The 20,301-nt window shown below is 71.0% G+C and carries 14 protein-coding genes; 10 read left to right on the top strand and 4 right to left on the bottom strand.

All coding sequences use genetic code 11. The annotated features are described in order from the left end of the window. Positions 1 to 38: 38 nt before the first annotated feature. Positions 39 to 1,865, bottom strand: coding sequence for an EAL domain-containing protein (locus tag BM070_RS02200; protein ID WP_245785068.1), 1,827 nt, complete (start codon positions 1,863 to 1,865; stop codon positions 39 to 41). 213 nt (positions 1,866 to 2,078) lie between these two features. Here BM070_RS02200 and BM070_RS02195 point away from each other — a divergent pair, with 213 nt between their 5' ends. After that, the gene (locus BM070_RS02195) at positions 2,079 to 3,455 is read left to right on the top strand and encodes a glycerate kinase type-2 family protein (protein ID WP_092937126.1); all 1,377 of its coding nucleotides are present in this window, start codon (positions 2,079 to 2,081) and stop codon (positions 3,453 to 3,455) included. 115 nt (positions 3,456 to 3,570) lie between these two features. Here the strand turns inward: BM070_RS02195 and BM070_RS02190 are convergent, their stop codons facing one another. After that, the gene (locus BM070_RS02190) at positions 3,571 to 4,599 is read right to left on the bottom strand and encodes a porin (RefSeq protein WP_092937124.1); all 1,029 of its coding nucleotides are present in this window, start codon (positions 4,597 to 4,599) and stop codon (positions 3,571 to 3,573) included. A gap of 275 nt (positions 4,600 to 4,874) precedes the next feature. Between BM070_RS02190 and BM070_RS02185 the strand changes: the two genes are divergently transcribed. Both BM070_RS02185 and BM070_RS02180 read left to right on the top strand, forming a co-directional pair. After that, positions 4,875 to 5,498, top strand: coding sequence for a Crp/Fnr family transcriptional regulator (locus tag BM070_RS02185; RefSeq protein WP_092937123.1), 624 nt, complete (start codon positions 4,875 to 4,877; stop codon positions 5,496 to 5,498). Between the two features lie 220 nt (positions 5,499 to 5,718). Next, complete coding sequence (locus tag BM070_RS02180; protein WP_092937121.1) at positions 5,719 to 7,908, top strand: sensor domain-containing diguanylate cyclase; 2,190 nt, start codon at positions 5,719 to 5,721, stop codon at positions 7,906 to 7,908. 30 nt (positions 7,909 to 7,938) lie between these two features. On the opposite strand, the gene xdhB is transcribed toward BM070_RS02180, so the two are convergent. Then, positions 7,939 to 10,344: a xanthine dehydrogenase molybdopterin binding subunit gene (xdhB, locus tag BM070_RS02175; protein ID WP_092937119.1), complete on the bottom strand. Its 2,406-nt coding sequence runs from the start codon at positions 10,342 to 10,344 to the stop codon at positions 7,939 to 7,941. Beyond that, the gene (gene xdhA / locus BM070_RS02170) at positions 10,341 to 11,924 is read right to left on the bottom strand and encodes a xanthine dehydrogenase small subunit (protein WP_092937117.1); all 1,584 of its coding nucleotides are present in this window, start codon (positions 11,922 to 11,924) and stop codon (positions 10,341 to 10,343) included. The genes xdhB and xdhA overlap by 4 nt, the downstream gene beginning before the upstream one ends. A gap of 276 nt (positions 11,925 to 12,200) precedes the next feature. On the opposite strand from xdhA, the gene BM070_RS02165 reads away from it, so the two are divergent. The 7 genes from BM070_RS02165 (at position 12,201) to BM070_RS02135 (ending at position 20,221) form a co-directional block, all read left to right on the top strand. Next, positions 12,201 to 13,133, top strand: coding sequence for a LysR family transcriptional regulator (locus BM070_RS02165; RefSeq protein WP_092937115.1), 933 nt, complete (start codon positions 12,201 to 12,203; stop codon positions 13,131 to 13,133). Between the two features lie 82 nt (positions 13,134 to 13,215). Further along, positions 13,216 to 14,826: an ABC transporter ATP-binding protein gene (locus tag BM070_RS02160; RefSeq protein ID WP_092937113.1), complete on the top strand. Its 1,611-nt coding sequence runs from the start codon at positions 13,216 to 13,218 to the stop codon at positions 14,824 to 14,826. Continuing rightward, a complete protein-coding gene (locus BM070_RS02155; protein WP_092937111.1) occupies positions 14,819 to 15,910 on the top strand; it encodes an ABC transporter permease in 1,092 nt (363 codons plus the stop codon). Before BM070_RS02160 ends, BM070_RS02155 begins: the two co-directional genes overlap by 8 nt. Beyond that, the gene (locus BM070_RS02150; protein ID WP_092937109.1) at positions 15,910 to 16,830 is read left to right on the top strand and encodes an ABC transporter permease; all 921 of its coding nucleotides are present in this window, start codon (positions 15,910 to 15,912) and stop codon (positions 16,828 to 16,830) included. The genes BM070_RS02155 and BM070_RS02150 overlap by 1 nt, the downstream gene beginning before the upstream one ends. A 64-nt stretch (positions 16,831 to 16,894) precedes the next feature. Further along, entirely contained in the window at positions 16,895 to 18,061 is a 1,167-nt protein-coding gene (locus BM070_RS02145; RefSeq protein WP_092937107.1) for a BMP family ABC transporter substrate-binding protein, read from the top strand. Positions 18,062 to 18,173: 112 nt separating this feature from the next. After that, positions 18,174 to 19,169 carry an aromatic ring-hydroxylating dioxygenase subunit alpha gene (locus tag BM070_RS02140; protein ID WP_092937105.1) on the top strand — a complete coding sequence of 332 codons (996 nt, stop codon included), beginning with the start codon at positions 18,174 to 18,176 and terminating at the stop codon, positions 19,167 to 19,169. After that, positions 19,166 to 20,221 (top strand): adenosine deaminase, encoded by a 1,056-nt coding sequence (locus BM070_RS02135; protein ID WP_092937313.1) that lies wholly within the window; start codon positions 19,166 to 19,168, stop codon positions 20,219 to 20,221. The genes BM070_RS02140 and BM070_RS02135 overlap by 4 nt, the downstream gene beginning before the upstream one ends. Positions 20,222 to 20,301: the final 80 nt, after the last annotated feature.

Below are 20,301 nucleotides of genomic sequence, written 5' to 3'. Positions count from 1 at the left end.
TTAGGTGGCGCCCGTACGCAGGGACTCCTGCGTGTCCCTCAGGCCGCCAGGCCCTTGACGATGCTGTGGGGCAGGGCGGCGGGAGCCGCCGCAGCCGCGGGCGGTGCCTCGGTCCAGAGCGGCCGGCCGGCCTGCATGGCGGAGGCGGGCAGGCAGACGATGCCGCTGGGCGAGAGCTTGGCTTCGTGCTTGGCCAGCGCGGCGAGGTTGGCGACCTCTTCGGCATGCTGGACGTGGCCCGGCGCGATGCGCACCGCGCCGATGGACAGCGTGGTGCAGTCGAAGAAGCGTTTGACGCCGTGGCGGTCCTCCGCCCAGATGCCGCCGGCGGCGCGGGCCTCGGCATCGAAGAGTTCGAGCGACTGGCGGTTGAAGTCGGCCAGCAGGTCGCGGCAGCGCTGCAGCCAGTTGACGCTCTGGAAGAGCAGCATGAAGTCGTCGCCGCCCACATGGCCGACGAAGTCGCGCTGCGCATCGCAGTGCGACATGGCCAGCCGCGCCAGCAGGCGGATCATCTGGTCGCCGCGCCAGTAGCCGTAGTGGTCGTTGAACGGCTTGAAGTGGTTCAGGTCGGCATAGCAGGCGACGAACTCGGCGCCGCCGTCCAGCAGGCGCTGCATGTGCAGGCTGGTGGGGATGTTGCCGGGCAGGAAGGTGAGCGGGTTGGCGTGGCGCGCGGCCTCGATGCGCGCCTCGGTCACGCTGCGCACCAGCTGGTCGCCGGTGCCCAGGCCCACGTAGCGGCCGTTGTCGGTGACGATGAAGCCATCGTTCAGGTAGCGCTGGTCCTGCGAGGTGAGGATGCCCACCAGCTGGTCCACGTCGCAGTCCAGCTCGACCACGCGGGGCGCGTGGTTGGCGATGGTGCCGCAGGGCTTGCGGCCGTGCACCTCGCGGAAGTAGAGCGTGGCGTAGTGGTTCATGAACTGCTGGCGGTTGATGAGCGCCACCGGGCGGGTGCCCTCCAGCACCGCCAGCGCGTGCAGTTCGGTATGGGTGCTGAAGAGGCGCGCCACCTCGTCGTTGTGCGTGTCGGGCGTGACGGTGGGCGCATGCACCACCAGCAGGTTGCGCAGGATGCCCGGCCGCGCGGCGTGCGTCTGGTGCGGCAGCACGGCCACGCGGCGGTCCAGCAGCGTCCGGTGCGCGGCTTCTTCGATGAGCAGCCGCGGCGCCGGGGCCGGGCGGCCCAGCAGGTAGCCCTGGCCGTAGGGGATGTCCAGGTCGCGCAGCGCGCGCAGGTCTTCGTCGGTTTCGATGCCCTCGGCCACCAGCGTGGTGCCGAACACCTCGGCGATGCCCTTGATGGCCTGCAGCATCTGCAGCTTCTCGGGGTGGACCGCGATGTCGCGCACGAAGTACTTGTCGATCTTCACGAAGTCGGGCTTTACCTCGGCCCAGAGGCGCAGGCTCGAATGGCCGTCGCCGAAATCGTCCAGCGCCAGCCGGGCGCCGCAGGCATGCACGGCGCGCAGCGCGCGCAGCAGCCGGGGCATGTCGGAGACGCGTTCGTGCTCGGTGATCTCGACCACCAGCATGCGCGCCGCCACGCCCAGGCTGCGCACCTTGCTGCCCAGCAGGCCTTCGCCGCAGAAGGCCACGGCGCGCACCAGGGTGTCGGCGCTGATGTTCAAAAAGAGCCGGCCCGCGCTGCCCTGGCGGCCCCATTGCTGCAGCGCGATGACCACGCAGAGCATCTCGAAGTCCTGCAGCAGCCCTTCTTCGCGGGCGCTGGCCAGCAGGGCGTCGGGCAGGTGCAGGGAGCCGCCGTGGGGGCCGCGGATCAGGGCCTCGTGTGCGTAGATCGAGCCTTCGCGCAGGTCGGCCAGGGGCTGGAAGACGCAATGCAGCAAGCTGCTGCGCATCAGCTGTGCGAGGGGGCCGCAGCCTTGCCGCGCTGCGGGGGATAGAAAATCCAGGGCGGCGCCATGCCGCTCCCGCGCGAAGAGGTCCATGATGCTGCCGGTGCAAAGGGGAGTGCCGACCATAAGACGAAACGATGACGGGTGCGTGACATTGCGTGCTGCGTCTCGGATGGTCCACCGGCATTCCGCAGCGCGGCACTGCACAATCGGCCCATGCCTGCCCTGCACCCCGCCAACGCCTGTCCGCCGCCCGCCGCGGCTCCCGCCCCCGATTCCACCCGCGCCGCCCCGGCGCCGCAGCGCGAGCTGCTGCGCTCGCTCTACGAGGCCGCCGTGCGCAGCGCGCAGCCGCTGCACACGCTGGGCGCGCACCTGCCCGCGCCGCCGCCCGGCGGGCGCACGGTGGTGATCGGCGCGGGCAAGGCCGGCGGCGCCATGGCCCAGGCCGTGGAGGCGCTCTGGCCGGCGGATGCGCCCCTCTCGGGCTTGGTGGTGACGCGCTACGGCCATGTGCCGCCGCGCCCGGCCGGACTGCCGGAGCGCATCGAACTCGTGGAAGCCGCCCACCCGGTGCCCGACGCGGCCGGGCTGCAGGCGGCCGAGCGCATGCTCGCACTGGTGCAGGGCCTGACGCCGCAGGACCTGGTGCTGTGCCTGATCTCGGGCGGCGGCTCGTCGCTGCTGACGCTGCCGGCCGAGGGCCTGAGCCTGGCGGACAAGCAGCGCATCCACCAGGCGCTGCTGGAAAGCGGCGCCGGCATCGCCGAAATGAACTGCGTGCGCAAGCATCTCTCGCGCATCAAGGGCGGGCGGCTGGCGGCGGCCTGCGCGCCGGCGCGGGTCGTGACCCTGGCCATCAGCGACGTGCCGGGCGACGACGTCTCGGTGATCGCCAGCGGCCCCACGGTGGCCGATGCCGGCACCTGCGCCGACGCGCTGGACATCCTGCGCCGCTACCGCATCGAGGTGCCCGAGGCCGTGCGCGAGCGGCTGGCAAGCGGCGCGCTCGAAACCCCGAAGCCCGGCGATGCCCTCTTCGCCGGCCATGCCGTGCAGCTGATCGCCACGCCCCGGCAGTCGCTGCAGGCCGCGGCCCAGGCGGCGCGCGAGGCCGGCTGGACGGCGCACATCCTGAGCGACGAGATGGAGGGCGAATCGCGCGAGGTGGGCCGCGTGCATGCCGCGCTGGCCCGGGCCGTGGCGCTGCATGGCGAGCCCTTCGCGCGGCCCTGCATCATCCTGAGCGGTGGCGAGACCACTGTCACCGTGCGCCCGCGCCGCGAGGGCGCCGAGCGCGGCCGCGGCGGGCGTGCCGGCGAGTTCTGCCTGGGCCTGGCGCAGGCGCTGCAGGGCCAGCCGGGCGTGTGGGCGCTGGCGGCCGATACCGACGGCATCGACGGTGTGGAAGACAACGCCGGCGCCTTCGTCACGCCCGACACGCTGGCGCGCGCCGCCGCGGCCGAGCGCCGCGTGGCCGACCACCTGGACCGCAACGACGCCTACGGCTACTTCGCCGCGCTGGGCGACCTGCTGGTCACCGGGCCCACGCACACCAACGTGAACGACTTCCGCGCGCTATTGATTGAATAGCGCACTGCGCAGCCTGCATGCGCGCTGCGCCGCAAAAGCCCATGAAAAAAGGCACGCCGGATCGCTCCGGCGTGCCTTTTTGCAGAGAGGGGCAGCCCAGAGGCCGCCCGCGCCATCAGAAGCGGTGGCGGATGCCCAGGCCCAGGCTGGTGCCACTGGTCTGGTTGGTGATCTTGTCGTTCATCACCACGGCGTAGAGGTCGGTGCGCTTGGACAGGAAGTGGTCGTAGCCGATGGTGAAGGTCTTGCGGTTCACGTCGGGCGTGGACCACTCGGTCTTGACCCATTCGGCCAGCAGCTTGCCGGTGCTGCCGACGGGCGCGGAGGCGCCCACCTGCAGCGTCTTGCCCTTGGTGCTGAAGGCGTCGGCGATCTTCTTCTCGCCGTAGCTCAGGTAGGGCTTGACCATGCCGAAGTCGTAGGCGCCCAGCAGCATCCAGTACTTCTGGTTGTTGGGCAGCAGCGTGGTGGCGGCGGGGTTGGTCACGTCGGCGTTCTCGTAGAAGCCGGTCAGGGTCAGCGGGCCGCCGAAGTAGAAGAAGTTGGCGCCGACGTTCCGCTTGCTGTTCTGCGTGGCCTGCTCGCCGAACTGGTACTGGATGTTGGCCGACAGGCCGTTGTAGGTCGGCGTGGTGTAGGCGATCTGGTTGGACCAGCCGGTGTCGGCCGGGGTCATGGCGCGCCAGCCGGAGCCGTTGAACAGGGGCACGTCCTTGTGCAGGATCAGGGGCGAGAAGGTGAACGAATCACCGAAGGGGTTGCCGATCACGGAGGGCAGGAAGTTGGGCGCCATCCAGCGGCCCAGCAGCACGGAGCCGAAGCCGCCCGACAGGCTGACGTTGGCATCGCGCGAGAAGAAGGTGTCGCCCTGGAAGCGGCCTTGCGTGCCGGTGTCGTTCTGCAGGAACGAGGTCAGCTGGAAGTTCGCCTTCAGGCCGCCGCCCAGGTCTTCGGTGCCCTTGAAGCCGAACCACGAGGTGGTCATGCCGCCGCTGTTCACCACGGAGCGGCGGTTCGCGTCGCCAGCCATCTTCATCGAGCCGACGTAGAGGTCGCTCAGGCCGGTCAGCGTGACGGAGCTTTGCGCATGGGCGGCTGCGCCGCACACCAGGGCGGCGCCGACGGCGATCAGGGTTTTTTTCATGGGTTCTTCCTGCAGGTGGTGGGGGGGCCGAGGCGGTCGGCCCGGAGGTCGTGGATTTCGCGCCGCTCGGCCATGGGCTGGCGGCGGCTCCCGGATTGGATGCGAAGACGTATCCAATTGCAATGGTCGCAAGCAAGCTCCGTGCCGTATGTGTCTGTTTTACGACTCCCGGGAGCCAGAACGGGCCCATCGCACGGCCTGCCTGCGCGGCACCGGCTGCAGCGGCTTTGACTTCGCTCAACACGGCCTGCGGGGTGCGCCTGCACAGTCGGGCCATGTCTCCCGATCATTTCTTTGGACCCTTCGACGGCGTCGAGGTGGTGGCTGCCGGCCAGCTGCTGCGCCAGCGCCACCAGCGGCCCGCCTGCGTCTTGCACCTGGACAGCGGCCGCGTGCTGCTGGGCCTGCGCGAGGACGGCCTGCTGCGCCACCAGCTCGGCGTGGTGGAAGGGCCGGCCTGGCTGGACGCCGCCAGCGCGCTGGTGGACCAGCCCTGCGTGGTGGACATGGTCGCGGACACGCGCGTGCAGCTGCGCAGCGTGCCGATCGAGGCCTTCCAGCGCAGCGTGCAGGCCTTGCCCTCGGACGCGCAGAACCTGGTGCGCAGCCTGGCCGCAGGTTACTTCCGGCAGACCGAGCTGGCCGTGAGCCGGCTGGCGCAGGACGCCGAAGCGCGTTGCGCGCAGTGGCTGCTGCAGCATGCGCAGCCCTGCGACGACGGCGCCCTGCGCGTCACCCTGCACCTGCGCAAGCGCCTCATCGCCGCGCAGCTGGGCATCGCGCCCGAAACCCTCTCGCGCGTGCTGCGCCATCTGCGCGAGCACGGCCTCATCGCAGGCACCGGCAATGTGCTGAACCTGCCCCAGCCAGGTGCGCTGCAGCAGGTGGCCGGCTGCTGATGAGAGGCTGGCCGCGCAGGCCGGAGGAGGGCCTGCAGGTCAGGGTTTTCCTGGCGGATTCCTGAGGGTTGCCCCGCACCCGGGCGGTCGATGGCGCTGCGTATATTGCAATGGAACCGGCGGAACTCCCTCCGCCATCCACCTGCCCAGCCGCCCCCGCCCCCATGTCCTGCGCCCCGCCGCCCGCGCCTGCCGATGCCAGCTCTTCCCGGGGGCAGGCATGACACCGCCAGCGGCCGCGGCGGCGCCCGCCACCCGCCCCGCGGGCGTGGCCGGCTTCTTCCATGAAGACCCCTTCGACACCGTGCCGGACGACGGCCCCGGCGGGCTGCTGCCCGGCGCGTTGATCGCCAAGCTGGTCGCGCTGGCGGTGATCGCCGTGCTGCTGGCCGGCGGCGGCGCGGCCTGGCTGGTGTCGCAGGCCGCCAGCCAGGCGGCGCTGCAGCGGCTGGTGCACCAGCAGAACGACGAGGTCGAGACCGTGGCCCGCCTGTTGGCCAGCAAGATCGAGCAGAGCCAGCGCGTGCTGGCCACGGTGGCCGAAGGCATCGCGCCGGGCCTGCTCGATGCCCCCGCGTCGCTGGAAGGTCTGGTGCGCCAGGGCCTGCCGGCGGCGCGTTTCTTCGACGCCATGCAGATCGCGCGCAAGGACGGGCAGCTCAGCGTCAACCTGCAGTCCGGCCGGCTGCAGCAGGCCTCGGCGCTGGACCCGGCCGAGCGCGACTACCTGGTGCGCACCCTGGTGGACGGCCGGCCGCTCGTGTCCGACCTGATCGGCACCACGCCGGGCGATGCGCGCGTGATGTTCACCATGCCGCTGCGCCAGGGCGAAGGCGCCGTCACGGGCGCGCTGGCCGGGGTGCTGCGGCTGCAGTCCCAGGGCCTGCTGCCGCAGTCCATGGCCATGCCGGCCCGCGACGATTCGCGGCTCATCGTCTTCACGCGCGACGGCGTGATCCTGTCGCACCCGCAGCGCGAACGCGTGCTGGGCCATGTGCGAGACGAGCCCGGCCTGGCCCTGGCCTATGCGCGCTGGCAGCGCATGGAGCAGCCGCTGACCGGACGCGCCTTCACCGACCGCGAGGCGGGCCACGTCGTCAGCATGGCCGGCGTGCCGCTGCCCCAGTGGATGGTGGCGCGGGTGAGCGACGCGGGCATGCTGGCCGCGTCCGACGAGGGCGCGCAGCGCGGCGCGTGGTGGATGGCGGGCGGCGGCGTGCTGGCGATCGCGCTCCTGTCCGGCGCGGCCATGCTGTGGATGGCGCGGCCCCTGTCGCAGCTGAGCCACTGCGCCCAGCGCATGCTGAACGCGCATGTGGCGAACCACGACGCAGCCGGCGGCGCCGGCCGGGGCGCGGCGGCCCGGATCTGGCCGCGCTCGCGCGGGGAGGTCGATGCCCTGGTGCGCGTCTGCACCCAGATGGAGGCCCAGCGCTGGCAGGACCGTCGCGATGCGGCCGTGACCGCCGCGCGCCTGGAGGCGGTGCTGGCGCATGCGCCGGTGGGCATCGTCATTGCGCGCGGCGACGTGCTGGACGTGGCCGGCGTGCATGCCGCGCGCATGCTGGGCTATGCGCCGGCCGAGCTGCACGGCCTGCCGGCCCAGGCCCTGCACGCCAGCCCCGCCGAATACGCCCAGTGGCTGCAGCGGGTGCGGGCGGCCTTCATCGCGCACGGCTGCTTCGACGGCGACGTGCGCTTCCTGCGCAAGGACGGCAGCCCCGTCTGGGCGCGGGTGCTGGCGCACCGGCCTGCGGGATCGGCGGCGCAGGCCCAGGCGGTCGGCACCGTCTGGCTGCTGGAGGACATCACGGCCGAGCGCGGCTCGCGCCAGCTGCGCGGCTGGGTGGCGGGGCACGATCCGCTCACCGGGCTGCTCAACCGCGAGGCCTTCGTCGAACGGCTGGGCGAGCTGATGGGCGCGCAGCAGCTGCTGCAGCCCGGCACGGCCACGGCGGTGCGCGCGGCCGGCCAGGGCGGGGCGGAGCTGGGCACGCTGGTCGTGCTCTTCCTGGACCTGGACCATTTCACGGTGGTGAACGACCAGGCCGGGCACGATGCGGGCGACGAGGTGCTGCGGCATGTGGCGCGGCTCATCGAGGAGCAGGTGCGCCATGTGGGCTGGCCGGCGCGCCTGGGCGGCGACGAGTTCGCCGTGGTGCTGCCGGCGTGTTCGCGGGCGCGGGGCCACGAGATCGCGGAGCTGATCCGCACCGCCATCGCGGCCTGGGAGCCTTCGTATGCGGGGCGCAGCTTCTTCGTCAGCGCCAGCCTGGGCCTGGTGGCGCGGGAGGCCGGCACGGCCGGCGAAGACCAGGTGACCCAGCTGCTGCGCGCCGCCGACATGGCCTGCTACGAGGCCAAGCGGCGCGGGCGCAACCAGGTCTGGGGCCAGCCGGCCCGGGACTGAGTCTGTGCCTGAGCCGCCGGGCCAGCCCTGCTAGCCCAGCCGGCCCAGCGACCGCAGCACCTGCTCTGCCGTGGCCGGCGCCTGCAGGCGCACGGGCGCGGCCTGCCCGCCCGGCGGGCGCGCCGCGGCCACGGCATTGCGCAACGCCTCATAGACGCTGATGGCCAGCATGAAGGGCGGTTCGCCCACGGCCTTGCTGCCGCCCACGTTGTCTTCGCGGTTGGCTTCGGGCCAAAGCTGGACCTTGAAGTGCGCCGGCACGTCGCCCGTGGCCGGAATCTTGTAGGTGCTGGGCGCGTGGGTGGCGAGCCTGCCTTCGGCGTTCCAGACCAGCTCTTCGGTGGTGAGCCAGCCCATGCCCTGCACGAAGCCGCCCTCGATCTGGCCGATGTCGATGGCCGGGTTGATGCTGCGGCCCACGTCGTGGAGGATGTCCACCGCCAGCACGCGCGACTCGCCCGTGAGCGTGTCGATGGCGACTTCGGTGCAGGCCGCGCCGTAGGCGAAGTAGTAGAAGGGCCGGCCGGTGAGCGTGGCCTTGTCGTAGTGGATCTTGGGCGTGCGGTAGAAGCCGTCGCTCCAGAGCTGGATGCGGTTGGCGTAGGCGGCCTGCACCACGTCGTTCCAGGCGCGTTCGGTGGTGGGCGAGATCACGCGCCCGCCCTCGAAGCGGATCGAGCCCGCGCCGCAGCCGTCGAGCCCGCAGACGAAGGCCGCGAGGTTGTCACGCACGTGGCGCGCGGCGAACTGCGCGGCGCGGCCGTTCAGGTCGGTGCCGCTGGAAGCGGCCGTGGCGCTGGCGTTGGGCACCTTGGCCGTGTCGCTGGCGGTGACCAGCACGCGCTCCATGGGCACGCCCAGCTCGTCGGCCACGATCTGTGCCACCTTGGTGTGCAGGCCCTGGCCCATTTCGGTGCCGCCGTGGTTCACCTGCACGCTGCCGTCGGTATAGACGTGGACCAGCGCGCCGGCCTGGTTGAAAAGCGTGGCGGTGAAGCTGATGCCGAACTTGACCGGCGTGATGGCCAGGCCGCGCTTGAGCACCGGGCTGCCCGCGTTCCAGGCCGAAATCGCCGCCTGCCTTTGCCGGTATTGGGCTATCTGCTCCAGTTTTGGTAGCAGATCGGGCAGGATGTTGTCTTCCACCGGCATCTGGTAGTGGGTGACGTTGCGATCGGTGGTGCCGTAGAGGTTGGCCATGCGCACGTCCAGCGCGTCGCGGCCCAGGGCGCGGGCGATGTCGCCCAGGATGGCCTCGATGGCGATCACGCCCTGCGGCCCGCCGAAGCCGCGGAAGGCCGTGTGGCTCTGCGTGTTCGTCTTGCAGCGGTAGGACGCGATCTCCACGTCTTCGAGGAAGTAGGCGTTGTCGCTGTGGAACACGGCGCGGTCGGCCACGGGCCCGGAGAGGTCGGCCGAGAAGCCGCAGTTGGCGGCCATCTGCAGCTTCAGGCCCTGGATGCGGCCGTCGTCGCCATAGCCCACCTCGTATTCGTAGGCGAAGGGGTGGCGCTTGCCGGTGACCATGAAGTCGTCGTCGCGGTCCAGCCGCAGCTTGACCGGGCGGCCCAGCTTGTGCGCGGCCACGGCGGCCCACACGGCCAGGTGGCCGGCCTGCGTCTCCTTGCCGCCGAAGCCGCCGCCCATGCGCCGGCATTCCACGCGCACGGCGTGGTTGTCCAGGCCCAGGGCGTGGGCCACCCAGTGCTGCACCTCGCCCGGGTGCTGGGTGCTGGAGTGGATGGCCCACTGGCGCTGCTCCAGCGGCACGGCGTAGGCGATCTGGCCTTCCAGATAGAAGTGTTCCTGCCCGCCGACCTCGAAGCTGCCCTGCAGGCGGTGCGGGGCGCGCGCCAGCGCGGCCCCGGCATCGCCGCGGCGCACGAAGACGGGCGGCAGCACATAGCTCTGCGCGGCCATGGCGGCCTGCACGGTGAGCACGGCGGGCAGGGGCGTGATGTCCAGCGTCACCAGCCGCGCCGCGCGGCGCGCCAGCATCACCGATTCGGCCACCACCAGGCCGACCACCTGGCCCACGTGCTGCACCGTGTCGAAGGCGAACACGGGTTCGTCGTGCGCGAAGGCGGCCAGCAGCTTGTCGCCCGGCACGTCGGCCGCCAGCACCACGCCGCGCACGCCGGGCAGGGACAGCGCCGCGTCGGTACGCACCGCGTTCAGCCGGCCGTGGGCCACGGGCGAGAGGATGGGGGCGGCGTAGAGCGTGCCCTTGAGCTCGGGCAGATCGTCGATGTAGTGCGCCAGGCCAGCGACCTGGGCGCGGGCGCTTTCGTGCGGGTGCGAGCGGCCCATGGCGTTCTCGCGGGCCGGCGCGCTGCGGGCCGGGGTGTGGGCGCCGGCAGCGCCGTGCGCGTCGGCGCGGGCGGCTTCGGTGGCGCCGTCTGCGTCGCGGCTGATGGGGGTGGCGTGCGTGTTCATGCCGTCACCTCCGCCTGCGTGGAGGCCGGGCCGCAGAGCGGGCCCCGCAGCTGGTCCAGCGAGATGGGCTGCGCTTTGTCTTCGCCTCCACCTTCCGCCCGGGCCTCGGGGCTTTCCAGCCAGCAGCGCTCCATGAGCGCGCCCAGCACGGCGCGGCGGTAGTCGCCGCTGGCGCGCATGTCGGAGATCGGGCTGAACTCGGCCTGCAGCACGCTGGCCGCATGCCGCAGCGTGGCGGCCGACCAGGGCTGGCCGGCGAGGGCGGCCTCGGTCTTGCGCGCCCGGGCCGGCGTGGCGGCCACGCCGCCTGCGCCGATACGGGCCGACTGGATCTGCCCGCCCTCGATGTGCAGGTGCAGGGCCAGGCACACGGCGGAGATGTCGTCGTCGAAGCGCTTGGAGACCTTGTAGGCCGCGAGCCGGCCGGTGGGCGCGGGCAGGGGCACGTCGATGCGTACCAGCAGCTCGTCGGCCGCCATCACGTTCTGGCGGTAGCCGGTGTAGAGCTCTTCGAGCGGCAGCGAGCGCTCGCCGCCCACGCGGGCCAGCACCACCTGGGCGCCCAGCGCGATCAAGAGCGGCATGGAGTCGCCGATGGGCGAGCCGTTGGCGACGTTGCCGCCCAGGGTGCCCGAATTGCGCACCGGCAGCCCGGCGAAGCGCGCGGCGAAGCGGTGCAGCTGCGGCCAGCGGGCGCGCAGCGCATCGAAGGCGTCGGTGAGGGACGCAGCGGCGCCGATGCGCAGCATGCCGCCGGCCTCGTCGATGCGGCGCAGCGGCGCGGCGCGGGTCACGTCCAGGAACTGGGCGAAGCGGCGGTGCTGCTTGGTGATCCAGAGGCCCACGTCGGTGGCGCCGGCCACCACCTGGGCGCCGGGGTGGGCGGCGCGGGCGGCGAGCAGGTCTTCGAGCGTGGCCGGGGCGATATAGGCCGCATCGGCCTGCAGCCCTTTGCCTTCGAAGGCGATGTGCTCCAGTTCCTGCAGCAGCACGGTTTCGTCCACCTGCATGGGCGGCAGCTGCTGCATGCGCTCGGCCGCATCGAGGATGGGCCGGTAGCCGGTGCAGCGGCAGAGGTTGCCCGAGAGCGCCTCGGCCGCGAGCGCCCGGTCGATGCCGCTGCCGTGGCAGACGTGGTTCTGGTACATGCCGAAGAGGCTCATCACGAAGCCGGGCGTGCAGAAGCCGCATTGCGAGCCGTGGCACTCCACCATGGCCTCCTGCGCGGGGTGCAGCATGGGCTGGTCGCCGGACTGGGCGCTTCCGGCGTCGGTGGCGGCCGGCTGGATCAGCGGGTCGTGCGCCAGGTCCTCGACCGTCCAGAGCGCCATGCCGTCGATGGAGTGCGCCAGGCGGATGCAGCTGTTGACGGCCTGGTAGTGCACCTGGCCGCCGCGCGCCTCGCCCAGCACCACGGTGCAGGCGCCGCAGTCGCCTTCGCCGCAGCCTTCCTTGGTGCCGGTGGCGCCCAGGTCTTCGCGCAGCACCTCCAGCAGGGTGCGGTCGGGCGGCACGCCGTGCAGCACCTGGGGCTGGCCGCGGCGGATGAAGCGAAGAGGGCGGGTGGGTGTCTTGGTCATGCGTGGTGAGGGTGCCGCAGGCGCGCCGGGATGGCGCGGGCTGGATTCTTCTTCGGTAATGAGGTCTTGCATCAAAGCATAGGGCGTGCCGAGCGGCGGCGCCACCGTGGAAAGCGCAATCGGAAGCGGCGCGCCTGCGGTGTACAGTTGCCGCCACCCCCCGAAAAAGCCATGGTGGCGGCAGCCTGCCGCCCGGCGCGCCTGCCTACGCCATGCTGCGGCAGCCGGCGCGCAGCGGCATACGCGCCGCCGTATGACAGGAATGCAGCACCCGGTATGCGAGACCAAGCCCTCTTCGACAAGATTGACCTCCATCTCATCAGGGTGTTGCATACCGTGCTAACCGAACGCAGTGTTTCCAAGGCCGCCGTCAGGCTGGGCATGCACCAGCCGGCGGTGTCGGCTGCGCTGCGCCGGCTACGCGGGCTGGCGGGCGATCCGCTGCTGGTGCGCTCGGGCGCCGGCATGCAGCCCACCGACGCGGCGCTGCGCATGGTGGGGCCGGCCGGCGTCATCCTGCGCTCGGCCGAGGCGCTCTTCTCCGACGCCCGCGGCTTCGATCCGCGCACCGACACGCGCACCTTCCGCATCGCGGCCAGCGACTATCTCGACCCGCTCTTCCTGCCGCGCCTCATGGCCCGCATCAAGGCCGAGGCGCCGCTCTGTGCGGTGGAGGTGCTGCCGCTGTCGGGCGACGCGCACTACCACGCGCACCTGGAGCAGGGCGAGGTGGACGTGGTCATCGGCAACTGGCCGCAGCCGCCCGAAGACCTGCACATGGCCCGGCTCTTCGGCGACGAGGTGGTCTGCCTGGTGGCGGCCGGCCACCCGGCGGCGCGGCGCGGCTGGACGGCCGAGGAATGGCTGGCCGCCGAGCACATCGCGCCCACGCCCACCCACCCAGGCGCGCGCGGCGTGATCGACGCGCATCTCGATTCGCTGGGCCTGGCCCGCCGCATCGCGGCCCGCTGTGCGCATTTCAGCCTGATTCCGGACATGGTGGCATCCAGCTTGCTTGTGCTGACCACCGGCCGGCAATTCTGCGAGCGCTTCACCGAGCGGCTGCCGCTGGCCGTGCTGCCATGCCCCGTGCCCTTTCCCCGCCTCATGTATTACCAGCTCTGGCATGCCCGGTCGCACCATTCGGCCGCGGCGCTCTGGCTGCGCGAGAGCGTCAAGACGGTGGCTGCCTCGCTACGAAATAAATAGCTGGCCGCGCCCGCTCCGCCAGCGCGGAGTGCGGGTTTCGGCTGCCTGGATTCACGCAGAACTTAATAGACAATCGCCCCCCATGAATCCTTCTGTTTCCCCTTCCGCCGCAGACCCCGGCGGCGCCGGCGCCGCGCCGCCGCGCCTGCAGCTGTCGGGCATCACCAAGCGCTATCCGGCCGTGGTGGCCAACGACGGCGTCTCGCTCACCGTGCGGCCGGGCGAGGTGCATGCGGTGCTGGGCGAGAACGGCGCCGGCAAGTCCACGCTGATGAAGATCATCTATGGCGCCGTCAAGCCCGACGAGGGCGCCATCCACTTCAACGGCCAGCCGGTCCACATCCGCAACCCGCAGGAGGCGCGGGCGCTGGGCATCGCCATGGTGTTCCAGCACTTCAGCCTGTTCGACACGCTGACCGTGGCCGAGAACGTCTGGCTGGGGCTGGACAAGAGCCTCACGCTGGCCGAGGTGACCGCGCGCATCACCGCCACGGCGGCCGAATACGGCCTGGACATCGACCCCCAGCGTCCCGTGCACACGCTGAGCGTGGGCGAGATGCAGCGCGTGGAGATCATCCGCGCGCTGCTCACCCAGCCGCAGCTGCTCATCCTCGACGAGCCCACCTCGGTGCTCACGCCCCAGGCGGTCGAAAAGCTCTTCGTGGTGCTGCGCAAGCTGGCCAGCGAAGGCTGCAGCATCCTCTACATCAGCCACAAGCTGCACGAGATCCGCGCGCTCTGCACCGCCTGCACGGTGCTGCGCGGCGGCAAGGTGACGGGCGTGTGCAACCCGGCCGAGGAATCCAACGCCTCGCTCTCGCGCCTGATGATCGGCGCCGAGCCGCCGGCCCTGTCGCACCGGCCCGCGCGCCTGGGCGGCACCGTGCTGCGCGTGCAGGCCCTGAGCCTGCCGCGCACCGACCCGTTCGGCGTGGATCTCACCGACCTGGACTTCGAGGTGCGCGCCGGCGAGGTGGTGGGCATTGCCGGCGTCTCCGGCAACGGCCAGAAGGAGCTGCTCTACGCGCTCTCCGGCGAAGACCAGCGCGCCCACCCGGCCATGGTGCAGGTGGGCGGCCAGCCGGCCGGCCGGCTGAACCCGCGCCAGCGCCGCGCCCTGGGCCTGCACTTCGTGCCCGAAGAGCGGCTGGGCCGCGGCGCCGTGCCCACCATGGGCCTGGCGCACAACCTGCTGCTCACGCGCAGCAACTGCGTGGGCGCGGGCGGCTGGATCCGCACCGGCGCGCTGGCCGACCATGCGCGCTCCATCATCGAGCGCTTCCGCGTCAAGGCCGGCGGCCCAAACGCGGCGGCGCGCTCGCTCTCGGGCGGCAACCTGCAGAAGTTCATCGTGGGCCGCGAGATCGACGCCAACCCCAAGCTGCTGATCGTCTCCCAGCCCACCTGGGGCGTGGACGTGGGCGCCGCCGCCCAGATCCGGGGCGAGATCCTGGCCCTGCGCGACGCGGGCTGCGCCGTGCTGGTGCTCAGCGAAGAGCTCGACGAGCTGTTCGAGATCAGCGACCGCCTGCACGTGGTGGCCAAGGGGCACCTGTCGCCCTCCATCGACCGGCAGGACGCCACGGTGGAGCGCATCGGCGAATGGATGAGCGGCCTCTGGCATGCCGACGTGCAGTCGCACCTGGGCCAGATCCAGAGCCAGGCCCAGGCAGGGGAGGTGGCCCATGCTTAAGCTCGAACTGCGTCCCCAGGCCTCGCGCTGGTGGACCTACGGCTCGCCGCTGCTGGCGCTGGCCATCACGGTGCTGATCGGCGTGGCGCTCTTCGCCGCGCTGGGCAAGGACCCGGTGCGCGGCCTGCAGCTCTTCTTCTGGGAGCCGGTCAAGTCGGTCTATGCCTTCGGCGAACTCATGGTCAAGGCCACGCCGCTGCTGCTCATCGCGCTGGGGCTGGCCGTGTGCTTCCGCTCCAACGTCTGGAACATCGGCGCCGAAGGGCAGTTCGTCATCGGCGCGGTGGCCGCGGGCGGCATCGCCCTCATGGCCGACAAGACCACCGGCCCCTGGATCGTGCCGGCCATTTTGATGGCCGGCGTGCTGGGCGGCATGTTCTGGGCGGGCATCACCGCGCTCTTGCGCGACCGCTTCAACGCCAACGAGATCCTGGTCAGCCTGATGCTGGTCTATGTGGCCACGCTGCTGCTGGGCTATCTGGTCTATGGCCCCTGGAAGGACCCCATGGGCTACAACTTCCCGCAGACCAAGACCTTCGAGCGCGTGACGCAGATCCCGCGCCTGATGCAGGGCTCGCGCCTGACCATCGGCCTGCCCATCGCGCTGGCCGCGGCGGGTGCGCTCTGGGTGTTCCTGTTCCGCACCCGCGCCGGCTTCGCCCAGCAGGTGGGTGGGCTGGCGCCTGCGGCGGCGCGCTACGCGGGCTTTTCCTCGCGCCGCGCGCTCTGGACGGCGCTGCTCATCTCCGGCGGCGCCGCGGGCCTGGCGGGCGCGCTGGAAGTGGCCGGCCCCATCGGCCAGCTCACGCCGTTCGTGCCGGCCGGCTACGGCTTCGCGGCCATCATCGTCGCCTTCGTCGGGCGGCTGCATCCGGTGGGCATGGTGTTCTCGGCCATCCTGATGAGCATGTTCTACATCGGTGGCGAGCTCGCGCAGTCGCGCCTGGGCCTGCCCAAGTCCCTCACCGGCGTGTTCCAGGGCCTGCTGCTGTTCACGCTGCTGGCCTGCGACACGCTGATCGCCTACCGCGTGCGCTGGGTCGGCGCGCGCGCTTCCGCCTCTTCTTCTGCAGGAGCCCGCTGATGGAGTCCTACGCATTGCTGCTGGGCGCCACGCTCAGCGCCGGCACCGTGCTGGCCATCGCCGCGCTCGGCCTGCTCATCAACGAGAAGGCCGGCATCGTCAACCTGGGGGCCGAGGGCATGATGCTCTGCGCCGCCATCGCCGGCTACGCCACCGTGGTCCACACCGGCAACACCTGGCTGGGCTTTGCCGCCGGCATGGTGGTGGGAGCCCTGATGGCCGGCGTCTTCGGCGTGCTGGTGATCTGGCTGAACACCAACCAGTACGCCACCGGGCTGGCGCTCAGCCTCTTCGGCGTGGGCTTCTCGGCCTTCGCGGGCATCAGCTACGTGCAGGCCAAGGTGCCCGATCTGCCGCAGTACGCCATTCCCGTGCTGGGCGATCTGCCGCTGGTGGGCCCGGCGCTCTTCCGGCAACACCCGCTGGTCTATCTGACCATGGCGTTCACGGGCGCGCTGATCTGGTTCCTCTACCGCTCGCGCGCCGGCCTGGTGCTGCGCTCGGTGGGCGAATCGCCCGAATCGGCCCATGCGCTGGGCTACCCGGTGCGGCGCATCCGCCTGATGGCGGTGATGGCCGGCGGCGCGCTCTGCGGGCTGGCCGGGGCCTACATCTCCACCGTCTATACGCCGCTCTGGGTCGAGGGCATGGTGGCCGGCCGCGGCTGGATCGCGCTGGCGCTCACCACCTTCGCCACCTGGCGGCCGGCACGGGTATTGCTGGGTGCCTACCTGTTCGGCGGCGTGACCATGCTGCAGTTCCACCTGCAGGCCTCGGGCGTGCAGGTGGCCAGCCAGCTGCTCAGCATGCTGCCGTACGTGGCGACCATCGTGGTGCTGGCGCTGATCTCGCGCAACCCGGCCTGGATCCGCGCCAACATGCCGGCTTCGCTGGGCAAGCCTTTCCACGCCGGCTCATAATCCGCCGCCCGATTCCGTGCGCCCGTTCGTTTTTTCCTTCCGACCTTCCTAGAAAAGAGAAGCCATGACCCAACTGACCAAACGATCCTTCCTCCAGGCAGCCACCCTGTCCGCCGTGGCCGCTGCCGCCCTGGTGGGCTGCGGCAAGAAGGAAGAGCCGGCTGCAGCGCCCGCCGCCGCTCCGGCGCCGGCCGCTTCGGCTGCTGCCGCCGCCAATGCGCCGCTGAAGGTCGCGTTCGCCTACGTCGGCCCGGTGGGCGACGGCGGCTGGTCGTTCGCGCACGACAACGGCCGCAAGGCGGTCGAGAAGGAGTTCGGCGACAAGGTCGTCACCAGCTTCGTCGAAAGCGTGCCCGAATCGGCCGACGCCGAACGCGTGCTGCGCGACATGGCCACCCAGGGCAACAAGCTGATCTTCGGCACCACCTTCGGCTACATGGAGTCGATCCAGAAGATCGCCCCCGACTTCCCCGACGTGAAGTTCGAGCACGCCACCGGCTACAAGACCGCGCCCAACGTGCGCACCTACGACAGCCGCACCTACGAAGGCGCCTACATGGCCGGCATCATCGCTGGCGCCATGACCAAGACCAACACGCTGGGCGTGGTGGGCTCGGTGCCGATCCCCGAGGTGATCCGCAACATCGACAGCTTCACGCTGGGCGCGCAGTCGGTCAATCCGAAGATCAAGACCAAGGTGGTGTGGGTCAACGAATGGTTCAGCCCGCCGAAGGAAACCGAAGCCGCCACCTCGCTGATCAACGGCGGCGCCGACGTGCTGTTCCAGAACACCGATTCGCCCGCCGTGCTCAAGACCGCGCAGGAAAAGGGCAAGCGCGCCTTCGGCTGGGACAGCGACATGACCGCCTACGGCCCCAAGGCCCACCTGGCTTCGTCCATCATCAACTGGGGCCCGTACTACATCAAGGCCGTGCGTGACGTGATGGACGGCAAGTGGACCACCGGCCAGAGCTGGTGGGGCGTGAAGGAAGGCGCGATCGACCTGGTCTCCATTGCCGACGACGTGCCCGCCGACGTCAAGGCCAAGGTCGAGGAAGTCAAGAAGGGCCTGAAGGACGGCAGCTTCGTGATCTGGAAGGGCCCGATCGTGGGCCAGGACGGCAAGGAAATCCTCGCCAAGGACGCCGTGGCCGACGACAAGTTCCTGGGCGGCGTGAACTTCTACGTCAAGGGCGTGGAAGGCAACGTGCCCGGCGGCGACAAGAAGTGACGCCCAGGGCGGCCCGCTGACCTGCGGGTCGCACCGCACGAAGGCTGCCCCGTCCGGGCAGCCTTTTTTCTTGGCAGATTCCCTTTGAGCTCTCTTTTCGAGGCTTTCCACGATGATCGAACAACAACACTGGCACCCCGTGGCGGGCGTGGACGACGTGCCCGCCGCCGCACCGCTGGCGGCGCAGCTGCTGGAGCAGCCGCTGGTGCTCTGGCGCGATGCCGACGGCGCCATCCACGCCTTCGCCGACCGCTGCCCGCACCGGGGCGCGCGCCTCTCGCTGGGCCGCGTCGAAGGCGGCCGGCTCGAATGTCCCTATCACGGCTGGCAGTTCGAGGGCGGCGGCCGCTGCATGCACGTGCCCGCGCTGCCGCAGTTCCAGCCGCCGGCCGGCCACCGGGCGGGCGCCTTCGAGGTGCGGCAGGCCCATGGCCTGGTCTGGGTGCGGCTGGCCGCGCCTGCGGCGGACGCGGCGGAGCTGCCACAGCCCGCCTTCGCCGCCGAGGACGACGCGCGCCTGCGCAAGCTCAACTGCGGCCCCTACGACGTGGCCGCCAGCGCGCCGCGCATCATCGAGAACTTCCTCGACATGTCGCACTTCGGCTTCGTGCACGAAGGCTGGCTGGGCGCGCGCAGCGCGGCGGCCATCGACGCCTACGAGGTCGAGCCCACGCCCACCGGCCTGCGCGCCACCGGCTGCAAGGCCTGGCAGCCGCAGTCCAACCTGCATTCCACCGCCGCCGCGCAGGTCGAATACACCTACGAGGTGACCGGCCCCTACACCGCCGTGCTGACCAAGCTGCCCGAGGCCGGCACCACCGCCGTGGAAGGCTGGCGCGAGTCCATCGCGCTCTACATCTGCCCGCTCACGCCCGAAACCAGCCGCGTGTGGTTCCGCCTCGCGGTGGCGGATTTCGACTCGCCCGACGAGAAGCTGCGCGCCTTCCAGCACACCATCTTCACGCAGGACCAGCCGGTGCTGGAGTCGCAGATGCCCAAGCGCCTGCCGCTGGACCTGCGCGCCGAATTGCATACCGCCGCCGACAAGGCATCATCCGCTTACCGCCGCCATCTCAAGACCAGCGGCATCACCTTTGGAGTCTGCTGATGAAGGTCCCCGTCATTCCCACGAAGCGCCTGCCCGAGCTGCTGCGCGCCATGCCCAAGGCCGAGCTGCACATCCACATCGAAGGCTCGCTGGAGCCCGAGCTGATCTTCGCGCTGGCCGAGCGCAACGGCGTCCAGCTGCCCTACGCGGACGTCGAGGCGCTGCGCAGCGCCTACGCCTTCACCGACCTGCAGAGCTTCCTGGACATCTACTACGCCGGCGCCAGCGTGCTGCTGAAGGAAGAAGACTTCTACGACATGGCCCGCGCCTATCTGAAGCGCGCCGCCGCCGACAACGTGCTGCATGCCGAGATATTCTTCGACCCACAGACCCACACCGCGCGCGGCGTGCCGATCGAGGTGGTGGTGGCCGGGCTGCACCGCGCCTGCGTGGATGCCGAGGTCGAGCTGGGCATCTCCAGCGCGCTGATCCTGTGCTTCCTGCGCCACCTGAGCGAGGACGACGCGCTGCAGACGCTGGAAGCCGCGCTGCCGCTGCGCGATAAGTTCATCGGCGTGGGCCTGGACAGCAGCGAAGTGGGCCACCCGCCCGAGAAGTTCGCCCGCGTGTTCGCCCGCTGCCGCGAGCTGGGCCTGCACCTGGTGGCCCATGCGGGCGAGGAGGGCCCGCCCGCCTACATCTGGAGCGCGCTCGACGTGCTGAAGGTCGAGCGCATCGACCACGGCGTGCAGGCCGCGCAGGATGCGGCGCTGATGCAGCGGCTGGCCGACGAGCGCATCGCGCTCACCGTGTGCCCGCTCTCCAACCAGAAGCTGCGCGTGTTCCCCGACCTGGCCGACCACAACCTCAAGCAGCTGCTGGATGCGGGCCTTGCGGTGACGGTGAATTCGGACGATCCGGCCTACTTCGGCGGCTACATCAACGACAACTTCGTGCAGCTCTTCGAGGCCGTGCCCGCCCTCACGGCCAAGGACGCCTACCACCTGGCCTTCAACAGCTTCGAGGCCAGCTTCGCGCCTCAGCCCGCCAAGCACGCCTGGGAGCATGCGCTCAAGGCCTGCTTCGAGCGCTTCGCCGATCACCAGGGCTGACGCCTTGAGGTGAAAACAGGCGGCAGCGCTTGTCCATCAAGCGCTGTTTGCTATGAAAAAAGAAGCGGCTGGCCGAGGCG

Origin of the sequence: Paracidovorax wautersii, assembly GCF_900113035.1 — a bacterium.
GTDB classification, from domain to species: Bacteria; Pseudomonadota; Gammaproteobacteria; order Burkholderiales; family Burkholderiaceae_C; genus Paracidovorax; species Paracidovorax wautersii.
Note: the sequence above shows the minus strand (reverse complement) of the source record. Positions and strands in the feature narration are given on the sequence as shown.

Coding starts and splice junctions, on each gene's coding strand:
- BM070_RS02160 (WP_092937113.1), top strand. CDS start 13,216: ATGAATCCTTCTGTTTCCCCTTCCGCCGCAGACCCCGGCGGCGCCGGC.
- BM070_RS02195 (WP_092937126.1), top strand. CDS start 2,079: ATGCCTGCCCTGCACCCCGCCAACGCCTGTCCGCCGCCCGCCGCGGCT.
- BM070_RS02185 (WP_092937123.1), top strand. CDS start 4,875: ATGTCTCCCGATCATTTCTTTGGACCCTTCGACGGCGTCGAGGTGGTG.
- xdhB (WP_092937119.1), bottom strand. CDS start 10,344: ATGAACACGCACGCCACCCCCATCAGCCGCGACGCAGACGGCGCCACC.
- BM070_RS02200 (WP_245785068.1), bottom strand. CDS start 1,865: ATGCGCAGCAGCTTGCTGCATTGCGTCTTCCAGCCCCTGGCCGACCTG.
- BM070_RS02190 (WP_092937124.1), bottom strand. CDS start 4,599: ATGAAAAAAACCCTGATCGCCGTCGGCGCCGCCCTGGTGTGCGGCGCA.
- BM070_RS02180 (WP_092937121.1), top strand. CDS start 5,719: ATGACACCGCCAGCGGCCGCGGCGGCGCCCGCCACCCGCCCCGCGGGC.
- BM070_RS02155 (WP_092937111.1), top strand. CDS start 14,819: ATGCTTAAGCTCGAACTGCGTCCCCAGGCCTCGCGCTGGTGGACCTAC.
- BM070_RS02150 (WP_092937109.1), top strand. CDS start 15,910: ATGGAGTCCTACGCATTGCTGCTGGGCGCCACGCTCAGCGCCGGCACC.
- xdhA (WP_092937117.1), bottom strand. CDS start 11,924: ATGACCAAGACACCCACCCGCCCTCTTCGCTTCATCCGCCGCGGCCAG.
- BM070_RS02165 (WP_092937115.1), top strand. CDS start 12,201: ATGCGAGACCAAGCCCTCTTCGACAAGATTGACCTCCATCTCATCAGG.
- BM070_RS02140 (WP_092937105.1), top strand. CDS start 18,174: ATGATCGAACAACAACACTGGCACCCCGTGGCGGGCGTGGACGACGTG.
- BM070_RS02145 (WP_092937107.1), top strand. CDS start 16,895: ATGACCCAACTGACCAAACGATCCTTCCTCCAGGCAGCCACCCTGTCC.